Source organism: Paraplanobispora takensis, from assembly GCF_016863195.1.
GTDB lineage: Bacteria > Actinomycetota > Actinomycetes > Streptosporangiales > Streptosporangiaceae > Planobispora > Planobispora takensis.
This window is the reverse complement of record NZ_BOOK01000060.1, coordinates 1-25312: the sequence shown is the minus strand read 5'-3', so window position 1 is coordinate 25312 and position 25312 is coordinate 1. Positions and strand designations below refer to the sequence as shown.

General features: G+C 71.7%; 23 protein-coding genes. 10 read left to right on the top strand and 13 right to left on the bottom strand.

All coding sequences use genetic code 11. The features are described 5' to 3' along the window. The first annotated feature begins 618 nt into the window (after positions 1-618). The 3 genes from Pta02_RS34700 (at position 619) to Pta02_RS34690 (ending at position 2789) form a co-directional block, all read left to right on the top strand. A complete protein-coding gene (locus Pta02_RS34700; RefSeq protein WP_203879244.1) occupies positions 619-777 on the top strand; it encodes a hypothetical protein in 159 nt (52 codons plus the stop codon). A 220-nt stretch (positions 778-997) separates the two neighbouring features. Further along, positions 998-2344, top strand: a complete 1347-nt coding sequence (locus Pta02_RS34695) for a S41 family peptidase (protein ID WP_203879243.1) — start codon at positions 998-1000, stop codon at positions 2342-2344. Further along, entirely contained in the window at positions 2310-2789 is a 480-nt protein-coding gene (locus Pta02_RS34690; protein WP_203879260.1) for a barstar family protein, read from the top strand. Before Pta02_RS34695 ends, Pta02_RS34690 begins: the two co-directional genes overlap by 35 nt. Here the strand turns inward: Pta02_RS34690 and Pta02_RS34685 are convergent, their stop codons facing one another. After that, on the bottom strand, positions 2790-3062 hold the full coding sequence (locus Pta02_RS34685) for a hypothetical protein (protein WP_307837512.1): 273 nt from the start codon (positions 3060-3062) through the stop codon (positions 2790-2792). Between Pta02_RS34685 and Pta02_RS34680 the strand changes: the two genes are divergently transcribed. Continuing rightward, entirely contained in the window at positions 3049-3453 is a 405-nt protein-coding gene (locus Pta02_RS34680) for a transposase (RefSeq protein WP_203879242.1), read from the top strand. The genes Pta02_RS34685 and Pta02_RS34680 overlap by 14 nt on opposite strands. Positions 3454-3530: 77 nt before the next feature. On the opposite strand, the gene Pta02_RS34675 is transcribed toward Pta02_RS34680, so the two are convergent. Further along, positions 3531-4277, bottom strand: a complete 747-nt coding sequence (locus tag Pta02_RS34675; protein WP_203879241.1) for a DUF4328 domain-containing protein — start codon at positions 4275-4277, stop codon at positions 3531-3533. A gap of 512 nt (positions 4278-4789) precedes the next feature. Here Pta02_RS34675 and Pta02_RS34670 point away from each other — a divergent pair. Beyond that, positions 4790-5095, top strand: coding sequence for a hypothetical protein (locus Pta02_RS34670; RefSeq protein ID WP_203879240.1), 306 nt, complete (start codon positions 4790-4792; stop codon positions 5093-5095). A gap of 46 nt (positions 5096-5141) precedes the next feature. Here the strand turns inward: Pta02_RS34670 and Pta02_RS34665 are convergent, their stop codons facing one another. The 4 genes from Pta02_RS34665 to Pta02_RS34650 form a co-directional block, all read right to left on the bottom strand. Next, positions 5142-5609, bottom strand: a complete 468-nt coding sequence (locus Pta02_RS34665) for a cupin domain-containing protein (protein ID WP_203879239.1) — start codon at positions 5607-5609, stop codon at positions 5142-5144. Positions 5610-5867: 258 nt separating this feature from the next. Then, positions 5868-6524 carry a hypothetical protein gene (locus Pta02_RS34660; protein ID WP_203879238.1) on the bottom strand — a complete coding sequence of 219 codons (657 nt, stop codon included), beginning with the start codon at positions 6522-6524 and terminating at the stop codon, positions 5868-5870. 79 nt (positions 6525-6603) lie between these two features. Beyond that, complete coding sequence (locus tag Pta02_RS34655; protein WP_203879237.1) at positions 6604-7488, bottom strand: hypothetical protein; 885 nt, start codon at positions 7486-7488, stop codon at positions 6604-6606. A 121-nt stretch (positions 7489-7609) separates the two neighbouring features. Then, positions 7610-10306 carry an MXAN_6230/SCO0854 family RING domain-containing protein gene (locus Pta02_RS34650; RefSeq protein WP_203879236.1) on the bottom strand — a complete coding sequence of 899 codons (2697 nt, stop codon included), beginning with the start codon at positions 10304-10306 and terminating at the stop codon, positions 7610-7612. Positions 10307-10462: 156 nt separating this feature from the next. Here Pta02_RS34650 and Pta02_RS34645 point away from each other — a divergent pair, with 156 nt between their 5' ends. The 3 genes from Pta02_RS34645 (at position 10463) to Pta02_RS34635 (ending at position 14351) form a co-directional block, all read left to right on the top strand. After that, on the top strand, positions 10463-12163 hold the full coding sequence (locus Pta02_RS34645) for an alpha-amylase family glycosyl hydrolase (protein ID WP_239131466.1): 1701 nt from the start codon (positions 10463-10465) through the stop codon (positions 12161-12163). Positions 12164-12361: 198 nt separating this feature from the next. After that, on the top strand, positions 12362-13693 hold the full coding sequence (locus Pta02_RS34640) for a lanthionine synthetase LanC family protein (RefSeq protein ID WP_203879234.1): 1332 nt from the start codon (positions 12362-12364) through the stop codon (positions 13691-13693). A 70-nt stretch (positions 13694-13763) separates the two neighbouring features. Next, positions 13764-14351 carry an RDD family protein gene (locus Pta02_RS34635; RefSeq protein WP_203879233.1) on the top strand — a complete coding sequence of 196 codons (588 nt, stop codon included), beginning with the start codon at positions 13764-13766 and terminating at the stop codon, positions 14349-14351. 85 nt (positions 14352-14436) lie between these two features. Here Pta02_RS34635 and Pta02_RS34630 read toward each other — a convergent pair whose 3' ends face one another. From Pta02_RS34630 to arfA, 5 genes are all read right to left on the bottom strand, one after another. Continuing rightward, positions 14437-15414 carry an aldo/keto reductase gene (locus Pta02_RS34630; RefSeq protein ID WP_203879232.1) on the bottom strand — a complete coding sequence of 326 codons (978 nt, stop codon included), beginning with the start codon at positions 15412-15414 and terminating at the stop codon, positions 14437-14439. A 20-nt stretch (positions 15415-15434) separates the two neighbouring features. Beyond that, positions 15435-16271 (bottom strand): carbohydrate ABC transporter permease, encoded by an 837-nt coding sequence (locus Pta02_RS34625; RefSeq protein ID WP_203879231.1) that lies wholly within the window; start codon positions 16269-16271, stop codon positions 15435-15437. After that, positions 16268-17206, bottom strand: a complete 939-nt coding sequence (locus Pta02_RS34620) for a carbohydrate ABC transporter permease (RefSeq protein ID WP_203879230.1) — start codon at positions 17204-17206, stop codon at positions 16268-16270. The genes Pta02_RS34625 and Pta02_RS34620 overlap by 4 nt, the downstream gene beginning before the upstream one ends. A 127-nt stretch (positions 17207-17333) precedes the next feature. Then, positions 17334-18674 carry an extracellular solute-binding protein gene (locus tag Pta02_RS34615; protein WP_203879229.1) on the bottom strand — a complete coding sequence of 447 codons (1341 nt, stop codon included), beginning with the start codon at positions 18672-18674 and terminating at the stop codon, positions 17334-17336. Between the two features lie 3 nt (positions 18675-18677). After that, positions 18678-20183: an arabinosylfuranosidase ArfA gene (gene arfA, locus Pta02_RS34610; RefSeq protein ID WP_203879228.1), complete on the bottom strand. Its 1506-nt coding sequence runs from the start codon at positions 20181-20183 to the stop codon at positions 18678-18680. A gap of 164 nt (positions 20184-20347) precedes the next feature. Between arfA and Pta02_RS34605 the strand changes: the two genes are divergently transcribed. Next, a complete protein-coding gene (locus Pta02_RS34605; RefSeq protein WP_203879227.1) occupies positions 20348-21355 on the top strand; it encodes a LacI family DNA-binding transcriptional regulator in 1008 nt (335 codons plus the stop codon). 58 nt (positions 21356-21413) lie between these two features. Here the strand turns inward: Pta02_RS34605 and Pta02_RS34600 are convergent, their stop codons facing one another. Both Pta02_RS34600 and Pta02_RS34595 read right to left on the bottom strand, forming a co-directional pair. After that, complete coding sequence (locus Pta02_RS34600; protein WP_203879226.1) at positions 21414-22943, bottom strand: sugar ABC transporter ATP-binding protein; 1530 nt, start codon at positions 22941-22943, stop codon at positions 21414-21416. A 127-nt stretch (positions 22944-23070) separates the two neighbouring features. Beyond that, positions 23071-23883 (bottom strand): DeoR/GlpR family DNA-binding transcription regulator, encoded by an 813-nt coding sequence (locus Pta02_RS34595; protein ID WP_203879225.1) that lies wholly within the window; start codon positions 23881-23883, stop codon positions 23071-23073. Positions 23884-24157: 274 nt separating this feature from the next. Between Pta02_RS34595 and Pta02_RS34590 the strand changes: the two genes are divergently transcribed. Then, entirely contained in the window at positions 24158-25240 is a 1083-nt protein-coding gene (locus Pta02_RS34590; RefSeq protein ID WP_203879224.1) for an ABC transporter substrate-binding protein, read from the top strand. Positions 25241-25312: the final 72 nt, after the last annotated feature.

The window sequence follows — 25312 nt, the reverse complement described above, 5'->3', positions numbered from 1 at the left end:
ATTCGTCGGCATCCAACCGCCTGCGCACCCCTCGCGCAGGCAGCCGTCCACGGGCCTGCCGGCGGAGCCGCTGTGGCGGGTCATGGCCGACCTGGACGCCGCCGGATCGGCCGGATCCGGACCTCAAGGCGGTGAACCGGAGAAGCGGTGGCTCCTGTCGGCGCAGACCACCCCTGCAGGGCGGAGGCGATTCCCGCGCCGGGCAGGGCCGCCCCCCTTCCCGAGGAGATCACCGGGCCGGCACACGCAAGATCCGCGGCCTGCTCGCCCGGTTTCCCTGCGAGGAGTCGGCGACGGAGGGTGACAGACTGGGTGAAATGGGTGGCCATACCCGGCCAGGCCGGTTTCCTGTCATTGCCGTGTACGCATCATGATCGGGGGACACATGAGCGCTGAACAGCCCGAAGAGGGTCAACCTGCACCCGGAAGGGGCTGGCCGGAGCCCGCAGCACGACCACCCCATCACCAGACAGGCTGGCAACCGGGCACCGGCATCCCGGCACCACCGGAACAGATCGAGTACGTGACGCCGGCGCGAGGCCACGCATTCGGCACGGTGCTGGAGGCACTCGGCCTGGTCCTCGGCCTGATTTCCGCTATCGCCTTCTCATCATCGGCATGCAGAGCGAGGACCGGCTCTATGGCCAGGACATCAACCTGTGGCCGATGGCGGTCGCCGTGCTCGTGAGCGGCATCATCTCTGCCGTTCTGAGCTACGGATTCGGCAGGCTCCTCAAGATACAGGCCGCCATCCTCAAACGGTACCGACCGGCCTGACGGCCAGTCCGGAGACGGCCCGTGGGGAACACTGGAGCGAGAACGTACGGCACGGCGGATCGGGTACGGCGGAGCAGGACTCCCGCCCTGCTCTACGGGCCGGTACCGTGCGGGAACGGCCAGATTGCGTTCGCCTTCAACCACCAGAACCCGCATGCCGACGTTCCTGCACCAATGGCGGTAACCGCCGTGTAACCGGCCCCCGGCCATGCTGGCGGCCATGATCAGAACCCTCTGCGCCGCCGTGTTGGCGGCGGCCTGCTCCATCTCCATGTCCGCAGCTGCATCCGCCCCGACCCCCCAGCCGGTCTCCACCCCCGGCACCGATTGCGCCGCCATCACCGGGCCACCGCCGCAATCGGTGCCGCCGACCTCGGTGAACACGCTCCGGCAGGCGTACCTGTGCGTACTGGAGCACTACTACAGCGGCCCGGTCATGGATTCCAGGGCGCTGCTGAAGAGCGCCCTGGCCGCCTACACCCAGGATTTGATCCGGCGCGGCGCCGACCGGGCCGACCTCCGGCTGCCCGCCCTGACCGGCAACCGCGACACCGACTGGGCCGCCTTCGCGAAGGTCCTGGGCACCGGTGATCCCGCCGCGTTGCGCGCCGCGATCACCGGCATGGTCGCCGGACTGCACGACAACCACGCCCGCTGGGTCAGGCCGACCCCGCCACCGCAAGGCGGGCCGGTCGGGACAGGCATCGCAGGCGTGTCGGCCCAGCAGGGCCCGCAGTTCGACCCGGCGGCCCGGCCGCCGCTGTTCATCACCAAGGTCCTGGCCGGCAGCCCCGCCGCCAAGGCCGACATCCGGCCCGGCGACATCATGGTCAAGGTCAACGGCGTGCCGGCGTTCATCGGGGACAGCGTCAACCACAACATCATCGACCTCTTCGCCGCTGACCCGGTACGGCTCACGCTCAAGCGCCCCACGACGGGACGGACTCGCACCGTCGAGATCAGGCAGGGCCCCATCACCCGGCAGCCCCCGAAGGTGACGTCGAAGACGCTGCCCGGCGGTGCCGTCTACGTCCAGCTGCCCGGATTCTACGAAGGCGCCGCTGACCAGGTCATCGCCAAGCTGCAGGGCAGGCCGGAGGCGGTGGTCCTCGACCTGCGCGGCAACGGCGGCGGGTCACCTCGTGAGGTGACCCGGTTGCTCGGCGCGTTCGCGCACGGCAAGGTCACCAGCTACTTCTGCCCGCTCAAGGGCGAGTGTGTGCCCAACCGGACCGACGACAGCGTCCGCCTGCTCGGCTCGCGCCTGGTCGTCCTGACCGACCGCGCGTGTGCCTCGGCCTGCGATGACTTCAGCGCGGCGGTCAAGGGCAACGGTCTGGGCACCCTGGTGGGGACCCGCACGGCCGGGGCCGTCTCCGGCCCCGGCGAGGGATACCTCCTCGACGACGGCAGCGTCCTGATCCTGCCCAAGGTCCGCCACCTGGGCCCGGCCCGCGAAATCATCGACACGATCGGCGTACCGGTCGACCACTACGCCCCCATGACCGCCCTCGACCTGGCCACCGGGCGCGATCCGGGCCTGGCCAAGGCGCTCACGCTTCTTTGACGCCCTTGCCGGCCTCGATGGCCGCCTCGTCACCGACATCGAGGGCTTCTCCTGCGCCCTCGGTGAGGCGGTCAACGGTCCCGGAGGCTACTTCGGCTGGAACCTCGACGCGCCGGCCGACTGCCTCCGGGGCGGATGGGCAGCTGCTGCGCCCTTTCATCTCATCTGGCACCACGCCCAGGTCGCGCGCCGGCATCTGGTCCCCGGCGACTACTGTGTCCGATCTGCTCGGCATCCTCGCCGTCGGCGGATCCACCGTCGAGCGGCGCTGACTCACCTGCCCGCGCTCTGCGTCGAGCATCGGGCGGACCGTCGCCGAGCCCCGGGCCGTGCGATGCCGCCGTGCAGCCCGCCGAGGCGGAACGGGCCAGCGCGAGGCAGGGGTGGCCCCTTGGTGCGGACGAAGGGCTCCGTGCCGAATGAGCCTTCTTGGACGTATCCGTGATCATGCCGCGAGCGCGTTGTCTATCCGCCGGTTGGCGATCTCTTCTCCTCCGTCGAGGCACTTGGCGTAGACCTTGAGCAGCACGTCCACGCCATGGTCGGCCCGATCCGCCACGTTGGGAGCCGCTACCCCGGCGTTGAGCCAGAGCGAGACGGCCGCATGCCGCAGGTCGTACGGTTGAGCAGTCAAGAGAGACTTGCTGTAGGTGTCGTCCTCGTCGGGGTCGTCGAGGTCGAGCCGGTACTTGTGGAAGAGAAACGTGGTCGCCTGCACCGCCTTTGAGGCGGTGATGGCCGGCTTTCGGCTGCGCCGCCGGATCGGCCGCCCGCGCACCCGCCCCGACCGCCTGATGAGCGACAAGGGCTACTCGTCCCGGAAGATCCGTCTCTACCTACGCCGCAGAGGCATCCAGGCGGTCATTCCCGAGCGCCGCGACCAGATCGCCAACCGCAAGCGCAAGGGCCGCCTCAGGGGCCGCCCTCCCGCTTTCGACTCAACCCTCTACAAGGGACGCAACCTGGTTGAGCGGTGCTTCGGCAAGCTCAAGCGGTGGCGGGCCGTGGCCACCCGCTTCGACAAGCTCGCCAGCCGCTATCTGGCAGGTGCCGTCATCGCGTCCTTGATGCTCTGGCTCCGCCACGCGGAATCGCCAGACACGACCTAACGCTCCTGGGGGCCAGGGCATCGGCCCGTCTGCCTGCTGGTTTGCCGATGACCTCGACCTTGTGGCGCGAGTAGTGCTTATCCGGCCGTTGCGACAGCAGCCGAGGAGGGCTCTTGAACTGTGGTGATCTTCCAGACGATCATGGCGGCCAGTACCGCGCAGATCACGGTGGGGAGGGCGAAGACGATCTCGATTTGCGCGGTCAGCAGGTAGGCGTGCAGGTCCTCGCCATCGGCCACGCGGTAGGCGAGGGTGGACAGGACCATGCTGATCAGCCATGACAGCCACCACGCCCGCACCAGCCACGCCGAGCGGGGAGCAGGGTGGGCCAGGTGGGCGGCCAAGGGCTGGCCGTTGGCTCCCCGGTGGGAGGCGGTCCAGATGTCGGCGACGATCTGCTGGGGAAATACCAGGTTCACCACCGGGACGATCCAGCCGAAGACGATCCAGGCGGCCGGCCGGTGGTGGCGCATGGGCGTCATGGCCTCGGCGTTGGCGCGGGCGCGAAACAGCCAGAGGATGAACAGGAGCGCGGTCGTGGCGAAGGTCGCCATCTGCGGGATGCTGGAGGCCGTGTAGAGCAGGTCGTTGAGATCGGCCGCGCCAAGATCGACGGTGTCGGGTGCGTCGATGAGCGCCGAGAGCAGGACGGCCCGGTCAATGGTGATCACCAGGGCGGCCAGGTCGGTCAGGGTGGTGACGCCCAGCATGACGACGACCGCGATCGCCAGGCCGCGGATCGGCCGGATTCGGACGATTCCCGAGCCGGTCGGCGCACCGGGAAGCGGGGACGGGGAAGGGGGATAGGAGGCGGGGGGATACATGGAGTCCTTCATTTGGTACGGCCGCTCGGCGCGCCGCGGCATAGACGATGATGTTGTCGGTGTAGCTGCGGGCCCGGGGATCGAAGTCGCCGCCGCAGGTGATCAACCGCAGACCGGCATGGCCGAGACGGCCGTAGACCCGCCCGGTGGGGAAATTCCGCTTGGGGGCTTCTTCGCTGCCCTCCACGGTGAAGGTGACCCTACAGCCATCGCGTCGGATGATCTCGATGGGGTCCCGGGCCGCAGCTGGTGCAGGCCGGTAAAGACCGCGGGCCCGGTGGTGGTGTCGACACGGCCGAGGATGACCGCCGGGCCGATCTCACCCGGCGTGGGGCCGTGCCGATACCAGCCGGTCAGGTTCGGCTGGTCGACGGGCGGGACGCCGACGGTGCCGTCCGGCTCCAGGCCGACCGAGCCGACGGAGGAACGCAGCGTCGCCCTCGGCCGGTTGCGCAGGCCGGCCGTAGCCGCCGGCCTATCGCCGGAGCCTGCAATCGCCTCATCATGAGGGCATGATCGTACGTACATGGCGGGGCTGGACGCGCTCGAGTGACGCCGCAGCATACGAGGCATACCTGCTGCGCACCGGGTTGGCCGGTTACACCGCGACCGCGGGCAATCTGGGCGCGTACTTCACCAGGCGCGACGACGGCGACAGAACGGAGTTCTTCCTGATCTCCCTGTGGGAGACGTGGGACGCGATCCGGACGTTCGCCGGCGACGACCCCGGCACGGCGGTCTTCTACCCGGACGACGACGCGTTCCTCGTCGACCGGGAATGGACCGTCGACCATTATGAGGTGTTCGCCAGAACCTGACTCGGCCGCGAAGCCCGCGTCCATCGAAGTGATCAGGCTTCGCGGGTCAATGCGAGGTGGTGCGATAGCGGGCGCGGAACTCGGCCAGGAGTTCGTCGCTCACCTCGGCGCCCGCGGCCACGGCGGCGTGCACCTCACGGAAGTACCCCTCGTACCCCGCAGGGGTGTACAGGCACAGGCCGCGAACCGTGCTTGCGCTCGCATTGCGGAACCCGTGCGGGGTGCCGCGTACCGCAGACAGCAGGTGTCCCGGCCCTGCGGTCACCTCCCCGTCGCCGTCGTGCAAGGTCAGCTCGCCGTCCAGGACGTAGAAGTACTCATCGTGACCGTGGTGGACATGCGGTCTGGCCCCGATGACGCCCGGGGCCAGGGTGAACTCCTCGAATGCGAACCGGCCACCGGTGTGTTCACCGGTCAGCCGGAAAAAGTGCTCCACTCCTGCGACGGCGATCAGCTCACCGTCCCCGGGACGGCGCAGCAACGGACGAGAACCCACTTCCTCTGATTCGATCACCGCTGCATTCTGGCAGAGCGGCCACCGGGGCTTCGTCATCGGATGCCCCCGCCCCGGAGACGACGGCCTGGAGACGACGGCCCGGGGAACTGCCCTCACGCCTCACCCGTCCCGTCCCTTCTCCGTGCCATACGACTTCGACCGGATCGTGTTGACCGGACCATGGCGCGTCGACTGACCGATGCTCTGCACGCCGTCGTGGGCCCGGAGCCATCCGGGCCCACGCGGCCTCCGCCGGGACCGCCGCCTCCGGCTGGTTCATCCTCCCCTCTCATCGGGCGGGCGCCGGGACCCGCCCGTCACCCGCCGCCGCAGGCGCCTGCCCAGCCGCCACGGCGCCAGGACGTTCTCGTAGTGCGGCCTCCTCTCGTACGGCTCCTGCGCGTTCTCTGCCAGGTCCCACTCCATTCCCTTGATGAGGAGCCATGACAGGACCATGAGCGCCAGGAACAGTCCGACGGACCACCAGACCCGTGCGGCGGACTCGCGCAGGGCGATGTGCAGCCAGCCGGCCATGCTCGCGGGATAGATCACGGCGGCCGCGAAGGGCTCGCTCAGGAAGCCCGCCATGTCGTGGGGACGCCGCCGGAACTGGCCGTAGACGTCCATCCGTTCCTCGAGTCTCACTCCGGCGTGGATGATGTGACCGCATTTCTTGATGCCGTGGAGCTCGTAGGCGAACAGCCCGGCCGTGGCGGCCAGGCCGAACCACCCGATGCCGCCCAGCTCCCTGGGCACCCGTTCCCCCTGGAGGAAGAGGATCCCGGCACCGGTCGCCAGAGGGAGCAGCCCGAGCAGTTTCATCCGCACGGTGTCGATCTCGCGGTAGCTCTGGCAGAGCTGCGTGTAGACGAGCCGGACGTTCTCCGGAGACTGGTCGGCGTCCGTCGTCACGTCGTCTTCGGGCGGGAGCATCCCATCCTCCTCGGCCGGGAGATTCCAGCTCATCATCGGTCCCGGGGGCTTCACCGTGAAGGAGCCGCCGCTCCCGCGGTCAGTCGACGCAGACGAGGAAGACATCCATGTCCCAGGCGGCAGGGGTGCCGCTCTCATCCTCGGTGGCGACGCCGGTGGCGCCGCTCTGGGCCGGGGAGGGGACGATCCCGGTCAGGACGACCTGGTTCTGCTGCCCGCCGTTGCCCAGGCCGACGCCGTACACCCGCTGGTTCACGTCCGAGCACGTCACGTCGGCCGTCTTGCCGCTGGCGGAGTCGCCCTGCGGCTGCCCGACGACCTCGACGACGTAACCGGGCGGCTGGTCGGCGCACACCCCGTAGGCGGTCACCTTCCACCGGTCCTGGAAGCCGTTCTCGTCCTCGTAGGCGTTGGCGAAGGTGAAGGCGTCCTGGATGCCGGCCTCGGTCAGGGCGACCTGCCCCCTGCCGCCGTCGATGCGCCCGCCGCCCCCGACGGCCACCTTGCCGTTCGGGCAGGCCACCATCTCGGTCTGCGACGGCGGTGATCCGGCCGGGCTGGCGGAGCTCACGTAGGTCAGGCCGGGCAGCGGGTCGGCGCAGACGGCGTACACCGACAGCCGCCACGAGCCGTGGAAGCCGTTGCCGTCCTCGTGCGCGCTCGCCTCGAAGAAGGACTCCAGGCGCCCGTGCTGCCGCCGGGCCACCGGCTGCAGGCGGGTCAGGACCACCTGCGCCCGGGCGTCGGGCGGCTGTCCCGAGGTGCCGCCCTGGATCAGGGCGCCGCCGCCGATGGCGTACTCGCCCCGGGGACAGCGCGCCCGGGCGGTCTTCTCACTGGAGGAGCTCACGCCGGTCTTGGCCGAGACCCGCTCCACGTCCGGCGCCGAGGCCGCCTCGGCCGTCGCCGCCGCGAGCTGCGCCGTGAACAGTCCCGTGGCGGCCAGGAGTACGGCAAGCCGCATGTGTCGCATCATGATGATCCCTTCTCGTGCGAGACCGTCACGACGCTACGGCGGGGCCCGCCCGGGCGACCCGGGGTCCGGGCCGGGGATGTCCCCGGGTTCGGCGCGACCTCTCCCGGGACTATCCGTGCCCGGGCGAGCCGGCGGTCAGGGCCGGCACGTCCGCCGGGGACAGCAGGGCGAGCAGGCCGGCGGCGTCGAGCAGGCGGACCCCGCCCGGGTCGAGGCGGCCCGGGTGCAGGGCGTAGACCTGCGCCCCGTCGGCGGCGTCGAGGTCGTCCTCGATGACCGCGGCGAAGTCGGCTCCGCCGGTCTCCGGGTCCTCCGCGCCCTGCGGAATCTCCTCCGGACCGGCCAGGGCGGTCAGCCGGGCGGCGAAGTCACCGGGCTCCTCCTCCGCGCCGCGCAGGTAACGGGCGGGCGGGCCGTCACCGTGCCGTACGACCACCTCGCGGGCGCGGGCCGCGGCGTGCCAGCAGGCCACCTCCCACAGGGTGACGCGGTCGCCGAGGCCGAAGGCGTCCTCCAGGGCCGAGCCCAGCCGGGCGAGCTGCTCCTGGTACTCCTCCACGTCGTGGAAGGACCCGGAGGCCGACAGGTTGAGGTCGGCCCAGCGCATCGTGCGGGACCACAGGTCGGCGACGAGCGGCACCAGGATCTTGGCGGGTCCGGTCAGGTCGAAGCGCTGCCGTACGGCCAGCGGCTCGAACAATCCGTCGGAGGGCGTCTCCATGAACCCGGCGAAGCCCCGCGCCAGCCGGTCGAAGGGCACGTCGTTGTAGCTGAAGACGATCGGGATCGCGTAGCGCCCGCCGATCGCACGCAGCGCCGCGACGTCCAGGTCCACGAACTCAGAGGAGCCCAGCGGCTCGGGCGCGGAGGTGAGGTCGCCGGAGTGCACGGCGGCCTTCCCGCCCAGCACCAGGTTGGTGTAGTCGCACAGCCCGGTGAACTCCCAGCGCTCGTCGAACAGCGCCACCGACAGGTCCAGGTCGACCCGGGTGCCCTCGGGCTCGGCCCAGTGCAGGAACAGCCGGATCCGCTCCCCGGAGGGGATCGGCCGGACGCTGCCCCGCGGCAGCCGTACCAGGGCCGAGGAAGCCGAGCGCTCGGCGGCCGGGGCCAGCAGGTCCGACAGCTCCCCGTCCAGCACCGCCCGCTCCACCGGGGGCAGCAGGGCGGCGCGGCGCAGCATCTCGCCGATGATCGCCGAGGAGACCGCGGCGACGGCCGGTGCGGCGATCGGCGGGCGCTCGTCGGACTGTGTCCAGATCCGGGCCGCGCCGCCGCGCGGCAGGAAGACCCGGGAACCGCCGGGCGGCGTGCGGAGCTGGCCGAGCGCGGAGATCAGCACGCCGGGGGAGACCTTCGGCGCGGCCTCGGTGACCGCGGCGGCGAGCTGCCCGGCGGGGACGTGCCGGGCCAGGTGCACGATCCGGCGGACCAGTTCGCCGGGCCGCGTGGCGAGCAGGCCGAGCGCCCCGGCGTGGTCGCCGTCGCGCAGCGCCGTCTCGACGCGGCCGGCGAAGGTGAGCGGGCGCAGCCGTACCCCGTCGAACCGGACGACGTCGGGGTGCACGGCGGCGCGGGCGAGCAGCGCCCGGGCCAGCGGGGTGCCGGTGTCCAGCCGGGTGCCGCGCAGCGCGGCGAAGGCCAGCGCCGCGTCCGGGTGCCGCCGGTGGTGCTCGAACGGGTGCAGCACCTCGGCCATGTGCTTCCAGGCCTCGGGGTGGCGGTGCAGGTCCTCCACCAGGTGCGGTACGGCCATCCGGTCCATCCGCTCCAGCAGCGCCCGCCGCAGGGAGCGGGGCAAGGAGGTACGGCGGGACGGGCGGGCGCGCAGGCCGGGGTCGCCGCCCATGAGGACGTACAGCAGGCGCAGCACGTCCGTCGCGCTGTCGGCGTAGCGGTCCAGCAGCTCGCCGGTGCCGGGGACGTCGACGTCATCGGCGCCGGGGGTGCCGGAGTCGCCGGAGGCGCCGTGCGACAGGGCGGCCGCCAGGACCAGCGCCCGGGTCTCGCGGACCGCGATCCTCTCCGGCAGCCAGCCCGCCGAGCTCGGCCAGAAGCCGCCCACCAGCTCCGCGACCGCCGCGCGGTCCTCCGGGCGGGGCGGGGTCTGCCGCTCCAGCAGCTCCCCGAGCAGGTCGCGGGCGGCCCCGGCCGGGTCCTCGCACAGCCACAGCACGGCGACGCGCTCCGGCAGGCGCTCGTTCTTGGCCACGGCCTCGGCCACCGGGTCGTCGGCGGGCCGCAGGAACGGGTCGCCGGGGTCGACGCGGCGGTGGCAGATGGGGCAGGCGGCGAAGTCGGAGCCGTCCCAGCAGGAACGGCAGACCAGATGCGCGCAGGGCGAGACGGGGTGGACGGCGCCGACCTCCCCGCACAGCACGCACGGCCGCTGCGGCGCCTGCAGCACAAGCGCGAAGACGCGGCGCACGTAGAACTCGAAGGTGTCGGCGGGCACGCTCGCCGGGAAGCCGCGGAACAGCGGGACGTGCTCCACGTGGCCGCCGAGCTCGGCGGTGACGGCCCGCAGCAGGGCGTGGCCGGCGTCGGCCAGCTCATGGCGGTCCAGCTCGCCCAGGCGGCGGCGCAGCGGGGCCGACAGCAGGAAGCCCAGCCGCAGCAGATCGGCCTCCAGGGCCAGCAGGCCGTCGGCGACGGCGGGCCCGGCGGCCTGCCGGCGCGAGCCCTCGGCGCCCTTCGCCTTCCACCAGCGCGATCCCCGCTCCGACTCGTGCGGCCGGGGACCCGTCAGCAGGCCGGGGGCCACCAGACGGCGCCGCCGCAGCAGTGTCTCGGCCAGCCAGTTCATCGTGGTCCCCCTCTCGCCCGGGAAAAGAAAAAGGGGCGGAGAGCGGACGCGCTACTTTCTTTTCAAGAGAGGATGAGAAGGAAGCACGTCCAGGAGCCGCCCCTGGATTCAGACTGTACCGGGCATTCGGGTTATATGCCGTCTCTTTTCTCGCCGGTGACGCCGCAGGCCCCCGCAGGGGGAGCATGGTGGCGCGACTCCGTCGTCTACCAGATCTATCCCCGGTCGTTCGCCGATCTCGACGGCGACGGGGTCGGCGACCTCGCCGGGATCACCCGCGGGCTCGGCCACGTCGCCGAGCTGGGCGCGCAGGCGATCTGGCTGACGCCGTTCCAGCGCTCGCCGCAGGCCGACCACGGCTACGACGTCAGCGACTACTGCGACGTCGACCCGCTCTTCGGCGACCTGGCCGCCTTCGACGGGCTCGTCGCCGAGGCGCGCCGCCTGGGGCTCAGGGTCGTCGTCGACCTGGTGCCCAACCACTGCTCCGTGGCGCACCCTCTGTTCCGGGCGGCGCTGGCGGCGGGCCCCGGCAGCCCGGAGCGCGCCCGCTTCCACTTCGCCCAGGGCCGGGGACCCGCCGGAGGGGAGCCGCCCAACAACTGGCCCAGCGTCTTCGGCGGCTCCGCCTGGACGCGGGTGACCGAGCCCGACGGGTCGCCGGGGGAGTGGTACCTCCACCTGTACGCCCCCGAGCAGCCCGACTGGAACTGGCGCGACCCGCGCACGGCCCCCTTCTTCGACGACGTCGTGCGGTTCTGGTTCGACCGGGGCGCCGACGGCCTGCGCATCGACGTCGCCCACGGGCTGTTCAAGGCCGAGGGGCTGCCCGACCTCGAACACCCCGGGACGCTGGAGCCGATGCGGCTGCGGGCCAACCCGCTGGCCTGCGACCGCGAGGAGGTCCACGACGTCTACCGCCGCTGGCGGGCCATCGCCGACTCCTGTGATCCGCCGCGGGCACTGATCGGCGAGGTCAACCTCGAACCCGACCGGGCGGGGCGTTACACCCGGCCCGACGAGCTGCACCAGGCCTTCGCCTTCGCGTTCCTGGTCGCGCCCTGGGACGCGCGGGCCTGGCAGGCCGCCGGGAGCGCCCTGCTCGCCGGGAGCGGGCTGAAGGCGCCGGTGACCTGGGTGGTCGACAACCACGACGTGGAACGCAGCGCGAGCCGCTACGGCCGCGTCCGGGATCCGGCAGACGGCGCGGACCGCCATGTCCGGGATCCGGCAGACGGCGCGGACCGCCATGTCCGGGATCCGGCGGGCGGCGTGGACCGTCACGGCCGCTCCCGCGGTCCCGCGCGGGCGCGGGCGGCCCTGCTGGCGGTGCTCGGGCTGCCCGGCGCGGCCTACCTGTACCAGGGGCAGGAGCTGGGCCTTCCGCAGGTGGACGTGGCGCCGCAGGACCGCCGGGACCCCGCCTGGCCGCGGCTGGGGGTCTCCCGCGACGGCTGCCGGGTGCCCCTGCCGTGGCGGCGCGACCCGGCCGGCGCCCACGGTTTCTCCCCGCCCGGTGCGCGGCCGCCCTGGCTGCCGGTCCCGCCGGGCTGGGGCGGGCTGTCGGTGCAGGCGCAGGAGGCGGACCCGTCGTCGTCGCTGCACCTGTGCCGCTCCGCGCTCCGGCTCCGGCGCGAGCTGCACGCCGAGGGCGTCCTGACGGCGGGCGACGCGGTGGAGTGGAGCGTGGAGGGCGACGGCGCCCTGGTGGCCGACCGGGCCGGGCGCTTCACCCTCGTCCTGGCGATGGGCGAGGGCCCGGTACGGCTGCCGCCGGGACGGCTCCTGCTGGCCAGCGGTACGCTGACCGGCGACGGCCTGCTGCCGCCCGACACTTCCGCCTGGTTGCTGCGTTGACGGCGCGCCCCTTCACTTCGGTGCGGCAGGCTGGTGTCATGGACGGTGTGGCGGGGTTCGGGGGGATCGGGGTGGGCGCCGCGATCCCGGACGTGGGAGCGCCGATGACCAGCGGACACCGCATGGGCGGAGTCATCCGTCGTCTCCGCGGATCCGTGTTACCGCTTTTCCCTATCGGGTGCATGGGATAATCCGCTCATGAGCCGGGATCAGACTCCCCCGCCCGACGCTCCCGACGCGTCGCCGCTGGACGCCGCCGTCATGGCGGCGCGCTGGATCCGGTCGGCGGCCGTCGACGAGGGGCGCGGGCGGCACTGGCTGGCCAACCCCGACCCGGACGGAAGGCCGGCGATGAGCCACGAGCCCGCCTCGCTCTACGCCGGGGCGGCGGGAATCGTGCTGTTCTTCCTGGAGCTGGCCGCCACGACCGGTCGCGAGGAATACCTGCGGGACGCCCGGGCCGGGGCGCGCTACCTGGCGGCCACCTGGCGCGACCAGGCGGATCTGTCGCTGTACCACGGCCTGACCGGCACGGTCTTCGCACTGGCCGAGGCGGGCTGGGCGACGGGGGACGAGGAGTTCACCGAGCAGGCCAGGGCGGCCGCCGACCGGGTCGCCGAGTCCGCGCGCCCGATGGAGGAGGGGCTGGGCTGGTCGCGGGACCCGGCGCAGCGGGGCGACGGCGGGGTCGCGCTCGGCCTGCTGTACGCGGCCGGCATCCTCGGCGTCCCGGCCTACACGGAGGTCGCCGCGGAGGCCGGCCGGCGCATCGCGCGCATGGTGGTGCCCGGTCACCTGTTCGGCGACTGCGAGGACCTGCCCGTCGACGCGGTCACGCCCGGCTTTCTGTCCGGTACGGCGGGCACCGCCTTCCTGCTGGCCCGCCTGTACGGGATGACCGGCGAGGACGGCTTCCTGGAGGCCGCGCGCAGGGGCGCCGACTTCGTGCGCACGGTCAGCGTGGTGGCCGGCCGGTGCGCCGCTGTCCCGCACCACCTGCCGCAGGGCCGGGACCTGCACTATCTGGGGTTCTGCTCGGGCTCGGCGGGCGTGGCGCGGATGTTCTACGAGCTCCACCGGGTCACCGGCGACCCGGGCGACCTGGACTGGACCGAGCGGCTGGCCCACGGCGTGCTGAACAGCGGCGTGCCCGGCCGGCGCACGGCCGGCTACTGGAACACCGCCTGCCAGTGCTGCGGGGCCGCGGGACTGGTGGAGCTGTTCGTCGGGCTGTGGGCCGCCACCGGGCGGGAGCCGTACATCGAGTTCGCCCGCACGCTCGCCGGGGACCTCATCGCCCACGCCACCGCCCACGACGGCCGGGGATACCGCTGGTACCAGGCCTACCGGCGGCTGCGGCCCGCGGAGGTCACGGCCGACACCGGCTACATGATCGGGGCGGCCGGCATCGGGACGGCGCTGCTGCACCTGCACACCGCCGGCCTGGCCGATCGGGCGCACCGTGTCATCCTCCTGCCCGACAACCCGTTCCCCGCCATCCCCGTCCCCGCCGCCACTCTGCGCCCCTGACTCCATCCCGGCTTTTATTTGCATTTCCGGAATTTCTGGACATGTGATCTCATACGGCACACTGACCCCCATGGCATCCACCCCCCGGGCCCCGACGACGTGGCTCCTGGCCGCCCGGCGGCACCGTCTCGCGGCGGCCATCGTCGACACGCTGCTCTGCCTCGCCGTGACCGGGCCGTCGTCCTTCCTGCTCACCGGGAAGGTCGTGGTGCCGGGTGAGCGCTTCCTCGGCCGCTCGCCCGCGGCCCCGGGATGGTCCGCCGAGATCGCGGTCTGCGCCCTGGGCGCCGCCTACTTCGGGGTCCAGCACGCCCTGTGGGGCCAGACGCCCGGCAAGCGCTTCTGCCAGCTGAAGGTCGTGGCGCACGCCACCGGGGCGCCGTCCGGCCCGCGCCGTGCGGGCCTGCGCGACGTCCTCGTCCCGGCCCTGACGTGGGCGCCGTACCTCGGCGTGGCCGTCGCCGCCGCCGACCTGCTGTGGATCTTCGTCGACCCCCGGCGGCGGTGCCTGCACGACGTGATCGCCGGAACCGTCGTCGTGGACGTCCACGAGCAGGACGAGCAGGGGGTCAACCGGCCGAGCTTCCTGTCCGGGATGGGCATCCTGCTCGCCTTCTTCGGGACCGTCGCGCTGGTCTCCGTGCTGGCGGCGATGTGACACCCGGCGGCGGGCCCCCGCCCCGGCGGGTGTCGTTCTCGCCGTGGTGCGGGGGCCGCTCATGGACGCCGAAGGGCGCTGCGGGTCACCAGCGGTGGTGGACCTGCGGGCGGATCAGCTCGTCGTAGATCTCCCGTACGGCGCGCAGGGTCTCCTCCGGCAGCGGCGCCGCGCCGGCGGCCGCGGCGTTGGCGCGGGCCTGGCCGGCGTTGCGGGCGCCGGGGATGACCACCGACACGCCGGGCTGGTCGATGATCCAGCGCAGCGCGAACTGGGCCGTGGTCAGCCCCTCGGGCACCAGCGGGGCCAGGCGGCGCACCGCCTGCAGGCCGGTGTCGTAGTCGACGCCGGAGAAGGTCTCGCCGACGTCGAAGGCCTCGCCGTGCCGGTTGAAGGTGCGGTGGTCGTCGGCGGCGAAGACGGTGCCCTCGTGGTACTTGCCCGACAGCAGGCCGCTGGCCAGCGGGACCCGGGCGATGATGCCGACCCCGGCCTCGGCCGCGGCGGGCAGCACCCGCTCCAGCGGCTTGAGCCGGAAGGCGTTGAGGATGATCTGCACGGTGGCCGTGCCCGGCCGGGCGATGGCGGTCAGCGCCTCCTCGCAGGTCTCGACGCTCACTCCGTAGGCCGCGATCCGCCGCTCCTGCACGAGGGTGTCCAGGGCGTCGAAGACCGCGTCGGTGGAGTAGACGGGGGTGGGCGGGCAGTGCAGCTGGACCAGGTCCAGGGTGTCCACGCCGAGGTTGGCGCGGGACCGGTCGGTCCAGGCGCGGAAGTTGTCCAGGGTGTAGGCCGAGGGCTCCTGGGGGACGCGGCGGCCCATCTTGGTGGCCACGGTCAGGCCCGGCCTGTCCTTGATCAGCTGCCCGACGATCCGCTCGCTGCGGCCGTCGCCGTACACGTCGGCGGTGTCGATGAAGGTGACGCCCGAGTCCACCGCGGCGGTGAGGACGGCCAGCGCCTCGTCCTCACCGACCTCGCCCCAGTCGGCGCCCAGCTGCCAGGCGCCGAGTCCGATGACGCCGACCTTTGTGCCAGTTCTGCCTAGTTTGCGTTGTTCCACGTGCACGATCGTAGTCTTCGTCATCCCTTGAGCCCGGACCGGGAGATGCCCTCGATCACCCAGCGCTGGGCGACCAGGTACAGCGCGATCACCGGCAGGCTGGCGATCACCGCCCCGGCCATCAGCAGGTCGTAGCGGATGTTGTTGGCGCCCTGGAAGTTGCCCAGGCCCGCGGGCAGGGTCAGCGACTCCGGGCTGAGCAGGACGTAGATCGGCCACAGGAAGTCGTTCCAGTTGGTCAGGAAGGACAGCAGGAACAGCGTCACCAGCGCGGGCTTGGCCAGCGGGAGGGCCACGGAGGTGAAGATCTGCCAGCGGTTGCACCCGTCCAGCTCGGCGGCCTCCTCCAGTTCGCCGGGCAGGGTCAGGAAGAACTGCCGCAGGAAGAACACCCCGAACGCGCCCGCAGCGGCCGGGACGATCACCGCCGGGAGGCTGTCCACCCAGGCGAGCTCGTTGACGATCAGGAAGTTGGGGATCAGCAGCACCACCGGCGGCACGAACAGCGTCGCCACGACCACGGCGAAGATCGCGTTGCGGCCCCGGAAGCGGAGCCTGGCCAGCGCGTACGCCGCCGGGGCCGCGGTGACCAGCACCAGCGCCGCGTGGCCGGTGGCCGCGATGAGGCTGTTGAGGAACCAGGTCAGGATCGGGCTGTCCGGGCTGTTGAGGATCTCGCGGTAGGCGTCGGTGGTGAACGGGTCGGGTATCCACTGCGGGTCGGTGGACCCGGCGCCCTCGCGGGTCTTGAACGAGGTGGAGAGCATGTAGACCAGCGGGCTGAGATAGAGCGCCGCGATCACCGCCAGGACCAGGTGCAGCAGTGCGCGGCGCAGGCCGCGGGTGTCGCGGGTCATCGCGCGCTCCTGTCCCTGAAGGCCCCGAACACCAGGGCGCTGGCCGCCATCAGGAAGGCGGCGAGGATGAAGCTCATGGCCGAGGCGGTGCCCATGTCGAACTGGCGCAGGCCGGTCTCGGCGATGAGGTAGATCGCGGTCTTGGTCCGGTCGGCCGGGGCGCCCGCCGTGATCAGGTAGGCCTGGCCGAACATGTTGGCCGAGGCCAGGATCGTGGCGTTGACCACGAACACGGTCACCGGCCGCAGGCCGGGCAGGGTGACCGCCCGGAACCTGCGCCAGGCCGAGGCGCCGTCCACCATCGCCGCCTCGTGCAGCTCGCGCGGGATGTCCTGGAGCCCGGCCAGGAAGATGACCGCGTTCAGACCGAGGGTCCACCACACGGTCACCCCGACCAGGGCGATCCAGACGGGCGGCTCGTCGGTGGTCCACTGCACGTCGAGGCCGAGATAGTGGTTGACCAGCCCGATGTTGCCGTCGAGCAGATAGCGCCACAGGAAGCCCACCACCGCCACGCCCAGCACGTAGGGTGCGAAGTAGACGGCCCGGTAGAGGTTGCGGCCACTGAACCGGCCGTTCATCAGCAGCGCCGCCAGCAGCGGCAGCACGATCAGCAACGGCACCGAGAACAGGGTGAAGATCCCGGTGGCCCGCATCGCCGTCCAGAAGCGCCCCCCGTCCACGCTGGAGGGGTCGAACAGCTCGGCGTAGTTCTCCAGCCCGACGAACGGCTTGGCCGGCAGGTTGATGTCCCACTCGTGCAGGCTGGTCCAGAAGCCGAAGCCGATCGGCAGGATCATGAAGACGGCGAACAGGGCGAGGTAGGGCGCCAGGAACGCGTACGGCGTCCACGGCCGCATCCTGCGCGCCCGCCCCGCCGGGGCGGCGGGCTCCGCCGCCCCGGTCGGGCCCTTGGGCCTCGTCAGCACACTCATCGCGCCTCCCGGCCGGACGGCCGCGCGGTCGATCGGGCCCGTGCGGCCTGCCCTGCTCGTACGGTCGATCGGGCCCGCGCGGCCTGCGTGGTCCGCACGGTCTGTCCGGCTCGTACGGCCCGCGTGATCACTGTCCGTACTTCCGCTTGTTGTCGGCCAGCAGCTTGTCGGCCGTCGCCACACCTTCCTTCAGCGCCTCGGCCGGGGTGGCCTCCTTCAGCACGGCCTTGGCCACCGCCAGCTCCAGCGCCTTGGACTGCACGTCGCCGACGCCGGGCAGGGCCGGCAGGAAGTGGAAGATGCCCACGTCCTTGGCCATGGCCACCTGGGGCAGGTCGGCGATGGCCGGGTCCTCCCGCACGGAGTTGCGGGCCGGGATCATGCCGGCCTTGGCCCACTCGGTGGACTGGCGGCTCATGGAGTCGATGAAGAACTTCGCGGCCTGCACCTTGTTGGGGTCCTTGCCGGCCTGGGAGGTGAGCACGAAGTTGTGCGAGGCACTCCACACGGCCGGGGTGCCGCCGATGTTCGGCACCGGCGACAGGCCCCACTCCAGGGACTTGGCGTTGGTCTTCAGGTCGTTGATCTGCCAGATGCCGTCCCAGGTGAAGCTGACCTTGTCGTTCTTGAAGGCGGCGTACTGGGTGTCGATGGCGACCTTGGCCGGGCTGTAGCCCTTGTCGATCTGCTCCACCATCCAGGTCAGCGCCTGCTCGCCCTGCGCGGAGCCCCACAGGGCCTTGGCGCCGTCCTCGCTGTAGAGCTCCCCGCCGTGCTGCCACAGCAGGCTCATGAACATCAGGTGTGCCGGCCACTTGTTCGGCATCCAGAACGGGTTGGCGATCCCGGCCTCCTTGAGCTTGGCCAGGGCCTCCTCGTAGGCGGCCTTGTCGGCGGGGGCCTCGGACAGGCCGATCTTCTCCAGGTGGCCCTTGTTCCAGTAGTCGCCGAGGCTGTGCACGTCCAGCGGGACGCTGTAGCGCTTGCCGCCGTAGACGCCGGCGTTCCACACCGCCGGGATGAAGTCCGCCTCGGTCAGCTGCAGCGCGCCGACCACGTCGTCCAGCGGGATGAGCGTCTGGCGGGCGGCGAAGGTACCGATCCAGTCGTTGTGGATGATCGCGACGTCGGGACCCTTGTTCGCGGCGATGGCGGTCGGCATCGCCGGGTAGAGGTCCTCCCAGCGCCGGGTGATGTTGCGGACCTCGATGCGGCCGGAGTACTCCTTGTTGAAGGCCTCGACCATGGCCCGCATGTGGGGGCCGTCGCCGCCGGTGAAGCCGTTCCAGTAGTCGAGGGTCACCTTGGGGCCGGAGTACTCGCCTCCGGAGAACGTGGGCGCGGCCGAGGCGGGCGTGGAGGAGCCCGATCCGATCTTGGTGCCGCCACCGCAGGCGGACAGGGCGGCGGTGAGACCGACCGCCCCGGACAGGCCGAGGAAGGAGCGGCGGGAGAAGGAACTGGTCATGTCTTACTCCTGGGGGGCGAAACGGACAATACTCCACGAAACCGGAGGAAGGGTAAGAGAGGCTCGGCGGTCCTCCAGGCGGAGGCCCGAGCCGGGGCGCGGGACGACGCGGTCGGGGTGCTCGGCGGAGTTGCGCGCCGACAGGTCCTCGTCGGCGAGCTCCAGGTGCTCCACCGGGAGGAGTCCCGCCGGGAGCGTGACGTCGAGCGCGCAGGGGGCGTTCCGGTCGCGGTTGACCGCGAACAGCGTGATCTCGCCGGTGGCGTCGTCGTGGGTGGCGGTGGCCCAGATCGCGGGCGCCTCGCCGTACCGGCCGGTGGAGATCGAGGCGCACTCGGGCTCCACCCGCAGCACCTCGCCCCGGGCGTGCCGGGCGGTCAGGGCGAAGGGGTGGAAGATGGTCTGGCGCCAGGCCGGGCCGCCCGGCTCGGTCCTGATCGGCGCGATCACGTTGGCGAGCTGGGCCTGGCAGGCCACGCCCACCCGGTCGGCGTTGCGCAGCAGGGTGATGAGCAGGCTGCCGACCACGACCGCGTCGGTGACGTCGTAGTCGTCCTCGATCAGCCGGGGGTGCTCGGCCCACTCCAGCGAGGACTCGCCGTGGAAGCGGCTCTGGTACCAGACGTTCCACTCGTCGAAGGAGAGCTTGATCTTCTTGTGGCTGCGCAGCTTCGCGCCCACGTGGTCGGCGGTGGCGGCGATCGAGCGGATCATGTGGTCCATGTCGGCGCCGCTGGCCAGGAAGGAGTCGACGTCGCCGTCGGAGGGGTCGTAGTAGGCGTGCAGCGAGACGTAGTCGACCATATCGTAGGTGGCCTCCAGGACCTCGGCCTCCCACGAGCCGAAGGTCGGCATCCCGCTGTTGGAGCTGCCGCAGGCCACCAGGGACAGGCCCTGGTCGAAGCGCTTGAGCGCCCGCGCGGTCTCGGCGGCGAGCCTGCCGTACTCCCGGGCGGTCTTGTGACCCATCTGCCAGGGGCCGTCCAGCTCGTTGCCCAGGCACCACAGCCGCACGTCGTGCGGCTTGTCCACGCCGTGCGCGCGGCGCAGGTCCGAAAGGCGCGTGCCGCCCGGGTAGTTGGCGTACTCCACCAGCTCCAGCGCCTCGGCCACGCCGCGGGTGCCCAGGTTGAGCGCCATCATCGGCTCGACCCCGGCCTTGGCCGCCCAGGACATGAACTCGTTGAGCCCGAAGGCGTTGCCCTCCAGGCTCCGCCAGGCCAGGTCCAGCCGGGCCGGCCGGTCCTCGACGGGGCCGACGCCGTCCTCCCAGCGGTAGTTGGAGACGAAGTTGCCACCGGGATAGCGGACCAGCGTCACGCCGAGTTCCCTGGTCAGCTCCAGCACGTCGGTGCGGAAACCGTCGGGGTCGGCCAGCGGGTGACCCGGCTCGAAGACGCCGGTGTAGACGCAGCGGCCCATGTGCTCGACGAACGAGCCGAACAGCCGGGGCTCCACCGGTCCGATCCGGAATGCGGGATCAAGGGTGAGACGAGCGCTGGTCGTCAAGACGCGACCTCTCTGTTAACGCGATGTTTCGGGTAGGGAGTTTGTACAACGTTGTTCCAACGTTGTACACAGGGTTCCCGCAGGTCGATATCGGGGCGTTACGATCGATGCCGTTACATCGTGTACGGCTGGCGGCAGCCGTACGGCCGGGGAGGTGAGAGCGGGTGGGAACGAGCCTGCGTGACGTTGCGGTCCTCGCTGGGGTGTCGGTGAAGACCGTCTCCAACGTCGTCAACGGGTACGCGCACGTCGCGCCCGCGACCCGGGCCAAGGTGGAGGAGGCGCTCGCGCGCCTGGACTACCGGCCCAACCTCTCGGCCCGCAACCTCCGCCAGGGCCGGACCGGCGTGATCGCCCTGGCGCTGCCCGAACTCGACGCGCCCTACTTCGCCGAGCTGTCGCGCTTCGTCATCGACGCGGCGGCCGAGCGGCGGTGGCTGGTGATCATCGAGCAGACCGACGGCGACCTGGAGCGGGAGCGGCAGATCCTCGACGGGGTCCGCGACCACCGGGTGGACGGCCTGATCTTCAGCCCCATCGCGATCGGCGCCGACGAGCTCGCGGCCCGCACCGACGACACGGCGCTGGTGCTGCTGGGCGAGCGCATCCACGACGGTCCGGCCGACCACGTGGCCATCGACAACGTCCGGGCGGCCCGCGACGTCACCGAGCACCTGATCGGCCTGGGCCGCACCCGGGTGGCCGCGCTCGGCGCGCAGGACAGCTCCATCAGCGGGACGGCCCCGCTGCGGCTGGCCGGCTACCGGCAGGCGATGGCCGCGCACGGGATGCCGGAGACGGTGGCCACGGTCGAGCGCTACCACCGCGCCGACGGGTTCGCGGCGATGACCGCGCTGCTGGAGCGCGAGCGGCCCGACGCGGTGTTCTGCTTCAACGACCTGCTGGCCCTGGGGGCGATGCGGGCGATCCTGTCGTCCGGGCTGCGGGTGCCCGGGGACATCGCGCTGGCCGGGCTCGACGACATAGAGGACGGCCGTTACAGCACGCCCACCCTGACCACCGTGGCGCCGGACAAGAACGAGCTGGCCCGGATCGCGGTGGACCTGCTCAAGCGCCGCATCGACGGCCGGGCGGGATACGCGCCGCAGGAGGTGCGGGCCGGCTACCGGCTCATGGTGCGGGAGAGCACGGCGGCGCCGTCGCCGTCATGACGGGCGGGCCGGGTGCGCCGGCACCGTCATGGCAAGGGGACCGAGTCCGCCGGCACCGTCATGACGGGGGGACCGGGTCCGCCATCGCCGTCATGACGACCTCGGCGGTGACGTCCGGGCCGTTGAGCTCGGCCACGACGACCCCGTCGCGCAGCACGACGATGCGGTCGGAGCCCTCCACCAGCTCCTCCAGGTCGGAGGAGACCAGCAGGACCGCCAGTCCCTCCACGGCCAGTTCGTCGATGAAGGACTGGACCTCGGCCTTGGTGCCCACGTCGATGCCGCGGGTGGGCTCGTCCAGCAGCAGCACCTTGGGGTTCATCGCCAGCCAGCGGGCCAGCAGCACCTTCTGCTGGTTGCCGCCCGACAGCTCGCTGACCCGCTGGCCGGGACCGGACGCCTTGATGCCGAGCCGCCGGACGAACGTCTCGACGATGCGGTCGATGCGGTGCTCGGAGACGATGCCCGCCCGCGAGAGCCGGGGCAGGGCGGCCAGCGCGATGTTCTCCCGCACCGACAGCGAGGGGATCAGCCCCTCGGTCCGGCGGTTCTCCGGCAGCAGGTTGATCCCGGCGCGGATGGCGTTCCTGACCGTACGGCCCCGCACCGGCAGGCCGGCGACCGTCACCTCGCCGGAGTCCAGCGGCAGGGCGCCGGCGATGGCCTTGGCGGTCTCGCTGCGTCCCGAGCCGACCAGGCCGCCCAGCCCCACCACCTCGCCGGGCCGGATGGCCAGCGAGACCCCCTTCAGGTCGGGGCCCCGCACGAGGTCGGTGGCGCACAGCACGGGGGCGTCGGCCGGTTCCGGATGCGAGCCGGTGAAGCTGGTCGTGCCCCGCTCGGCGATGTCGGCCGGGTTGCGGCCCAGCATCAGCGAGACCAGGCGCAGGCGGTCGAGGCCGGCGACCGGGCCGGTGTGCACGACGCGGCCGTCGCGCAGCACGGTGACCCGGTCGCAGATGCGGTAGAGCTCCTCCAGCCGGTGGCTGACGTAGATCACCGACCGGCCCTGCGCGCGCAGCCGCCCGATCACCTCGAAGAGCGTCGCGATCTCCCGGGAGTCCAGCGAGGAGGTGGGCTCGTCCATGACCACCACCCGAGCGTCGGCCTCGACGGCCCGGGCCAGGGCGACCATCTGCTGGGTGCCGGGCCCGAAGGCGCCCAGCGGCCGGTGCACGTCCAGGCGCAGGTCGTACTCCCGCAGGATCCCCTCGGTCAGCCGCCGCATCCGGGCGAAGTCGATGAGGCCGAACCGGCCCCGCGGCTCGCGGCCCAGGAACAGGTTGCGCGCCACGCTCATCTGCGGGATGAGGTTGGTCTCCTGGTAGATGGTGGAGATCCCGGCGCGCTGGGCCTCCAGGGGGCTGGAGAAGCGCACCTCCTCGCCGCGCAGCCGCAGCCGGCCGGCGTCCGGCCGGTACACGCCGGTCAGCACCTTGATGAACGTGGACTTGCCCGCGCCGTTCTCCCCGACGAGGCCGTGGACCTCGCCCGCAGCGAGCGTGAAGGAGACGTGATCGAGCGCCCGGACGCCGGGGAAGTCCCTGACGATGCCCGCCGCCTCGACGGCCCGGATGCTGGCTGCCATATGACCCCTCCATGGACGGCCCCCGGGGAGCGTGCCACGATGGTGACCCACGAATGAAACGATCCCGTAAAGAAACGAAAGGCGTTTCGATCACAGTCGGACAAGAGTGATTAACCCCGGCCTGCGTTCAGCCCCGGGCGACGTGCAGGCGCACGCCGCGTGAGGCCAGGTCGTCCAGCACGTCGCGCGGGGCGTCGTCGTCGGTCACCAGGTGGGTGATCTCCTCGGTGGGCACGGTCTGGACCATCGTGTCGACGCCGATCTTGGTGTGGTCGGCGAGCACCACCACGTCCTCGGCGGCCCGGGCCATCGCCCGGTCGACACTGGCGACCTGGAGGTTGGGGGTGGACAGGCCCCGCTCGGCGGTCAGCCCGTTGCCCGAGATGAAGGCCCGGCGCACGCGCAGACCGGCCAGCGCCTGCTCGGCCGGGCTGCCCACCAGCGCGTGGATGGAGCCGCGCAGTGTGCCGCCGGTCATCACCACCTCGACGCGTGGGCAGTCGGCCAGCGCCTGGGCGACCAGGAGCGAGTTGGTGACCACGGCGAGCTCGGTGTGCCTGACCAGGCGGCGGGCGAGGGCCTGGGTGGTGGTGCCGGCGCCGATGGCGATGGCGTCGCCGTCCTCGACCAGGGAGGCGGCCAGGTCGGCGATGGCCGCCTTCTCGGTCCCGGACAGCTGGGTCTTCTGCGAGTAGGTCGGCTCGCGGGTCAGCTCGCCGGGCAGCGTGGCGCCGCCGTGGTGGCGGTCGAGCAGTCCCTCGCCCTCCAGCATCCGCACGTCGCGGCGGACGGTGACCTCCGAGGACCCGACGGCCCTGGCCAGGTCGCGCAGGGAGACGGCGCCGTTGGCGCGCACGAGCTCCAGGATGCGCTGGCGCCGCTCGGCGGCGAACACCGGCCGGGCGCTCTCGGCCGTGTCGTGCGTCTTGCCGTCCGTCACTGTCTGCTCACCCCACGACTGGTGCCTGATCAGCTTCGATCATAGGGAGGCCGGGTTACGGATGGATGACGTCGGCGCGGAAAGGCGCCCCGGGGTGGGGCTCCAGCTGCCTGATCGGTCGGCCTCGCCGATCAGAAGTGATCAGGACTTGCCGCTATTTGATCGGTTTAGATCGAATGTGACTGTTAAGTGGCCCGTTCTTTATCGCTTTGTTGCGGAATCCTATCACTCTGTGATCACCTAACCGATGGTTCTCTTCCCCCCAGGAGGACAGATGTCCTTGTTCTCAGGCCGTCGCGCCCGAGCCGCCGCACTGCTCGCCGCCGCCGTCCTCGTCGCCTCGGGATGCGCGAAGTCCGAGGACACCGCCGCGTCGCCCGCCCCGGGCGGCTCGGAGGCCCAGCAGCAGGTCGTGAAGACCCCCTCGGGGCCGACCGGCGCCGGATGCACGATCGCCCAGCAGGGCGCGGCCAAGTTCGATCTGAAGACCGCGGTGGTCGGGTTCTCCCAGTCGGAGAAGGAGGCCAACCCGTTCCGCATCGCCGAGACCCAGTCGATCAAGGATGAGGCGGCCGAGCTCGGCATCGCCAACCTGAAGGTCACCAACGCCCAGTCGCAGTTCTCCAAGCAGATCAGCGACGTGCAGCAGCTCATCGCCCAGGGCGCGCAGCTGCTGGTGATCGCCCCGCTCAACTCCGACGGCTGGGAGCCGGTGCTCCAGCAGGCCGCGGCCAAGAAGGTGCCGATCATCACGATCGACCGGAAGATCAACGCCAAGCACTGCACCGACTACCTGACCTTCATCGGCTCGGACTTCGTCGAGCAGGGCAAGCGGGCCGCCGACCAGATGATCAAGGCGCTGGACGGCAGGGGCAAGGTCGCCATCCTGCTCGGCGCCCCCGGCAACAACGTCACCACCGAGCGGACCCAGGGCTTCAAGGACCAGATCGCGGCCAAGGCCCCGGACATCGAGATCACCTTCGAGCAGACCGGGGAGTTCGCCCGCGAGAAGGGCCAGCAGGTCACCGAGCAGCTGATCCAGTCCAACCCCGACATCGACGGCATCTACGCCGAGAACGACGAGATGGCGCTGGGCGCGGTCACCGCGCTCAAGGGCGCGGGCAAGAAGGCCGGCGACATCAAGATCGTCTCCATCGACGGCACCCGCGGCGCGGTACAGGGCATCGTCGACGGCTGGATCTACGGGGTCGTCGAGTCCAACCCGCGCTTCGGCGCCCTGGCCTTCGAGACCGCCCAGAAGTTCATCGACGGTGAGAGCATCCCGGAGAAGGTCATCATCGCCGACCGCGAGTACGACGAGTCCAACGCCAAGGACTCCCTGTCCCAGGCCTACTGAGTCCCGGGCCTACTGAGTCCCGGGCCTACTGAGTCCCGGGCCTACTGAGTCCCGGGCCTACTGAGTCCCGGG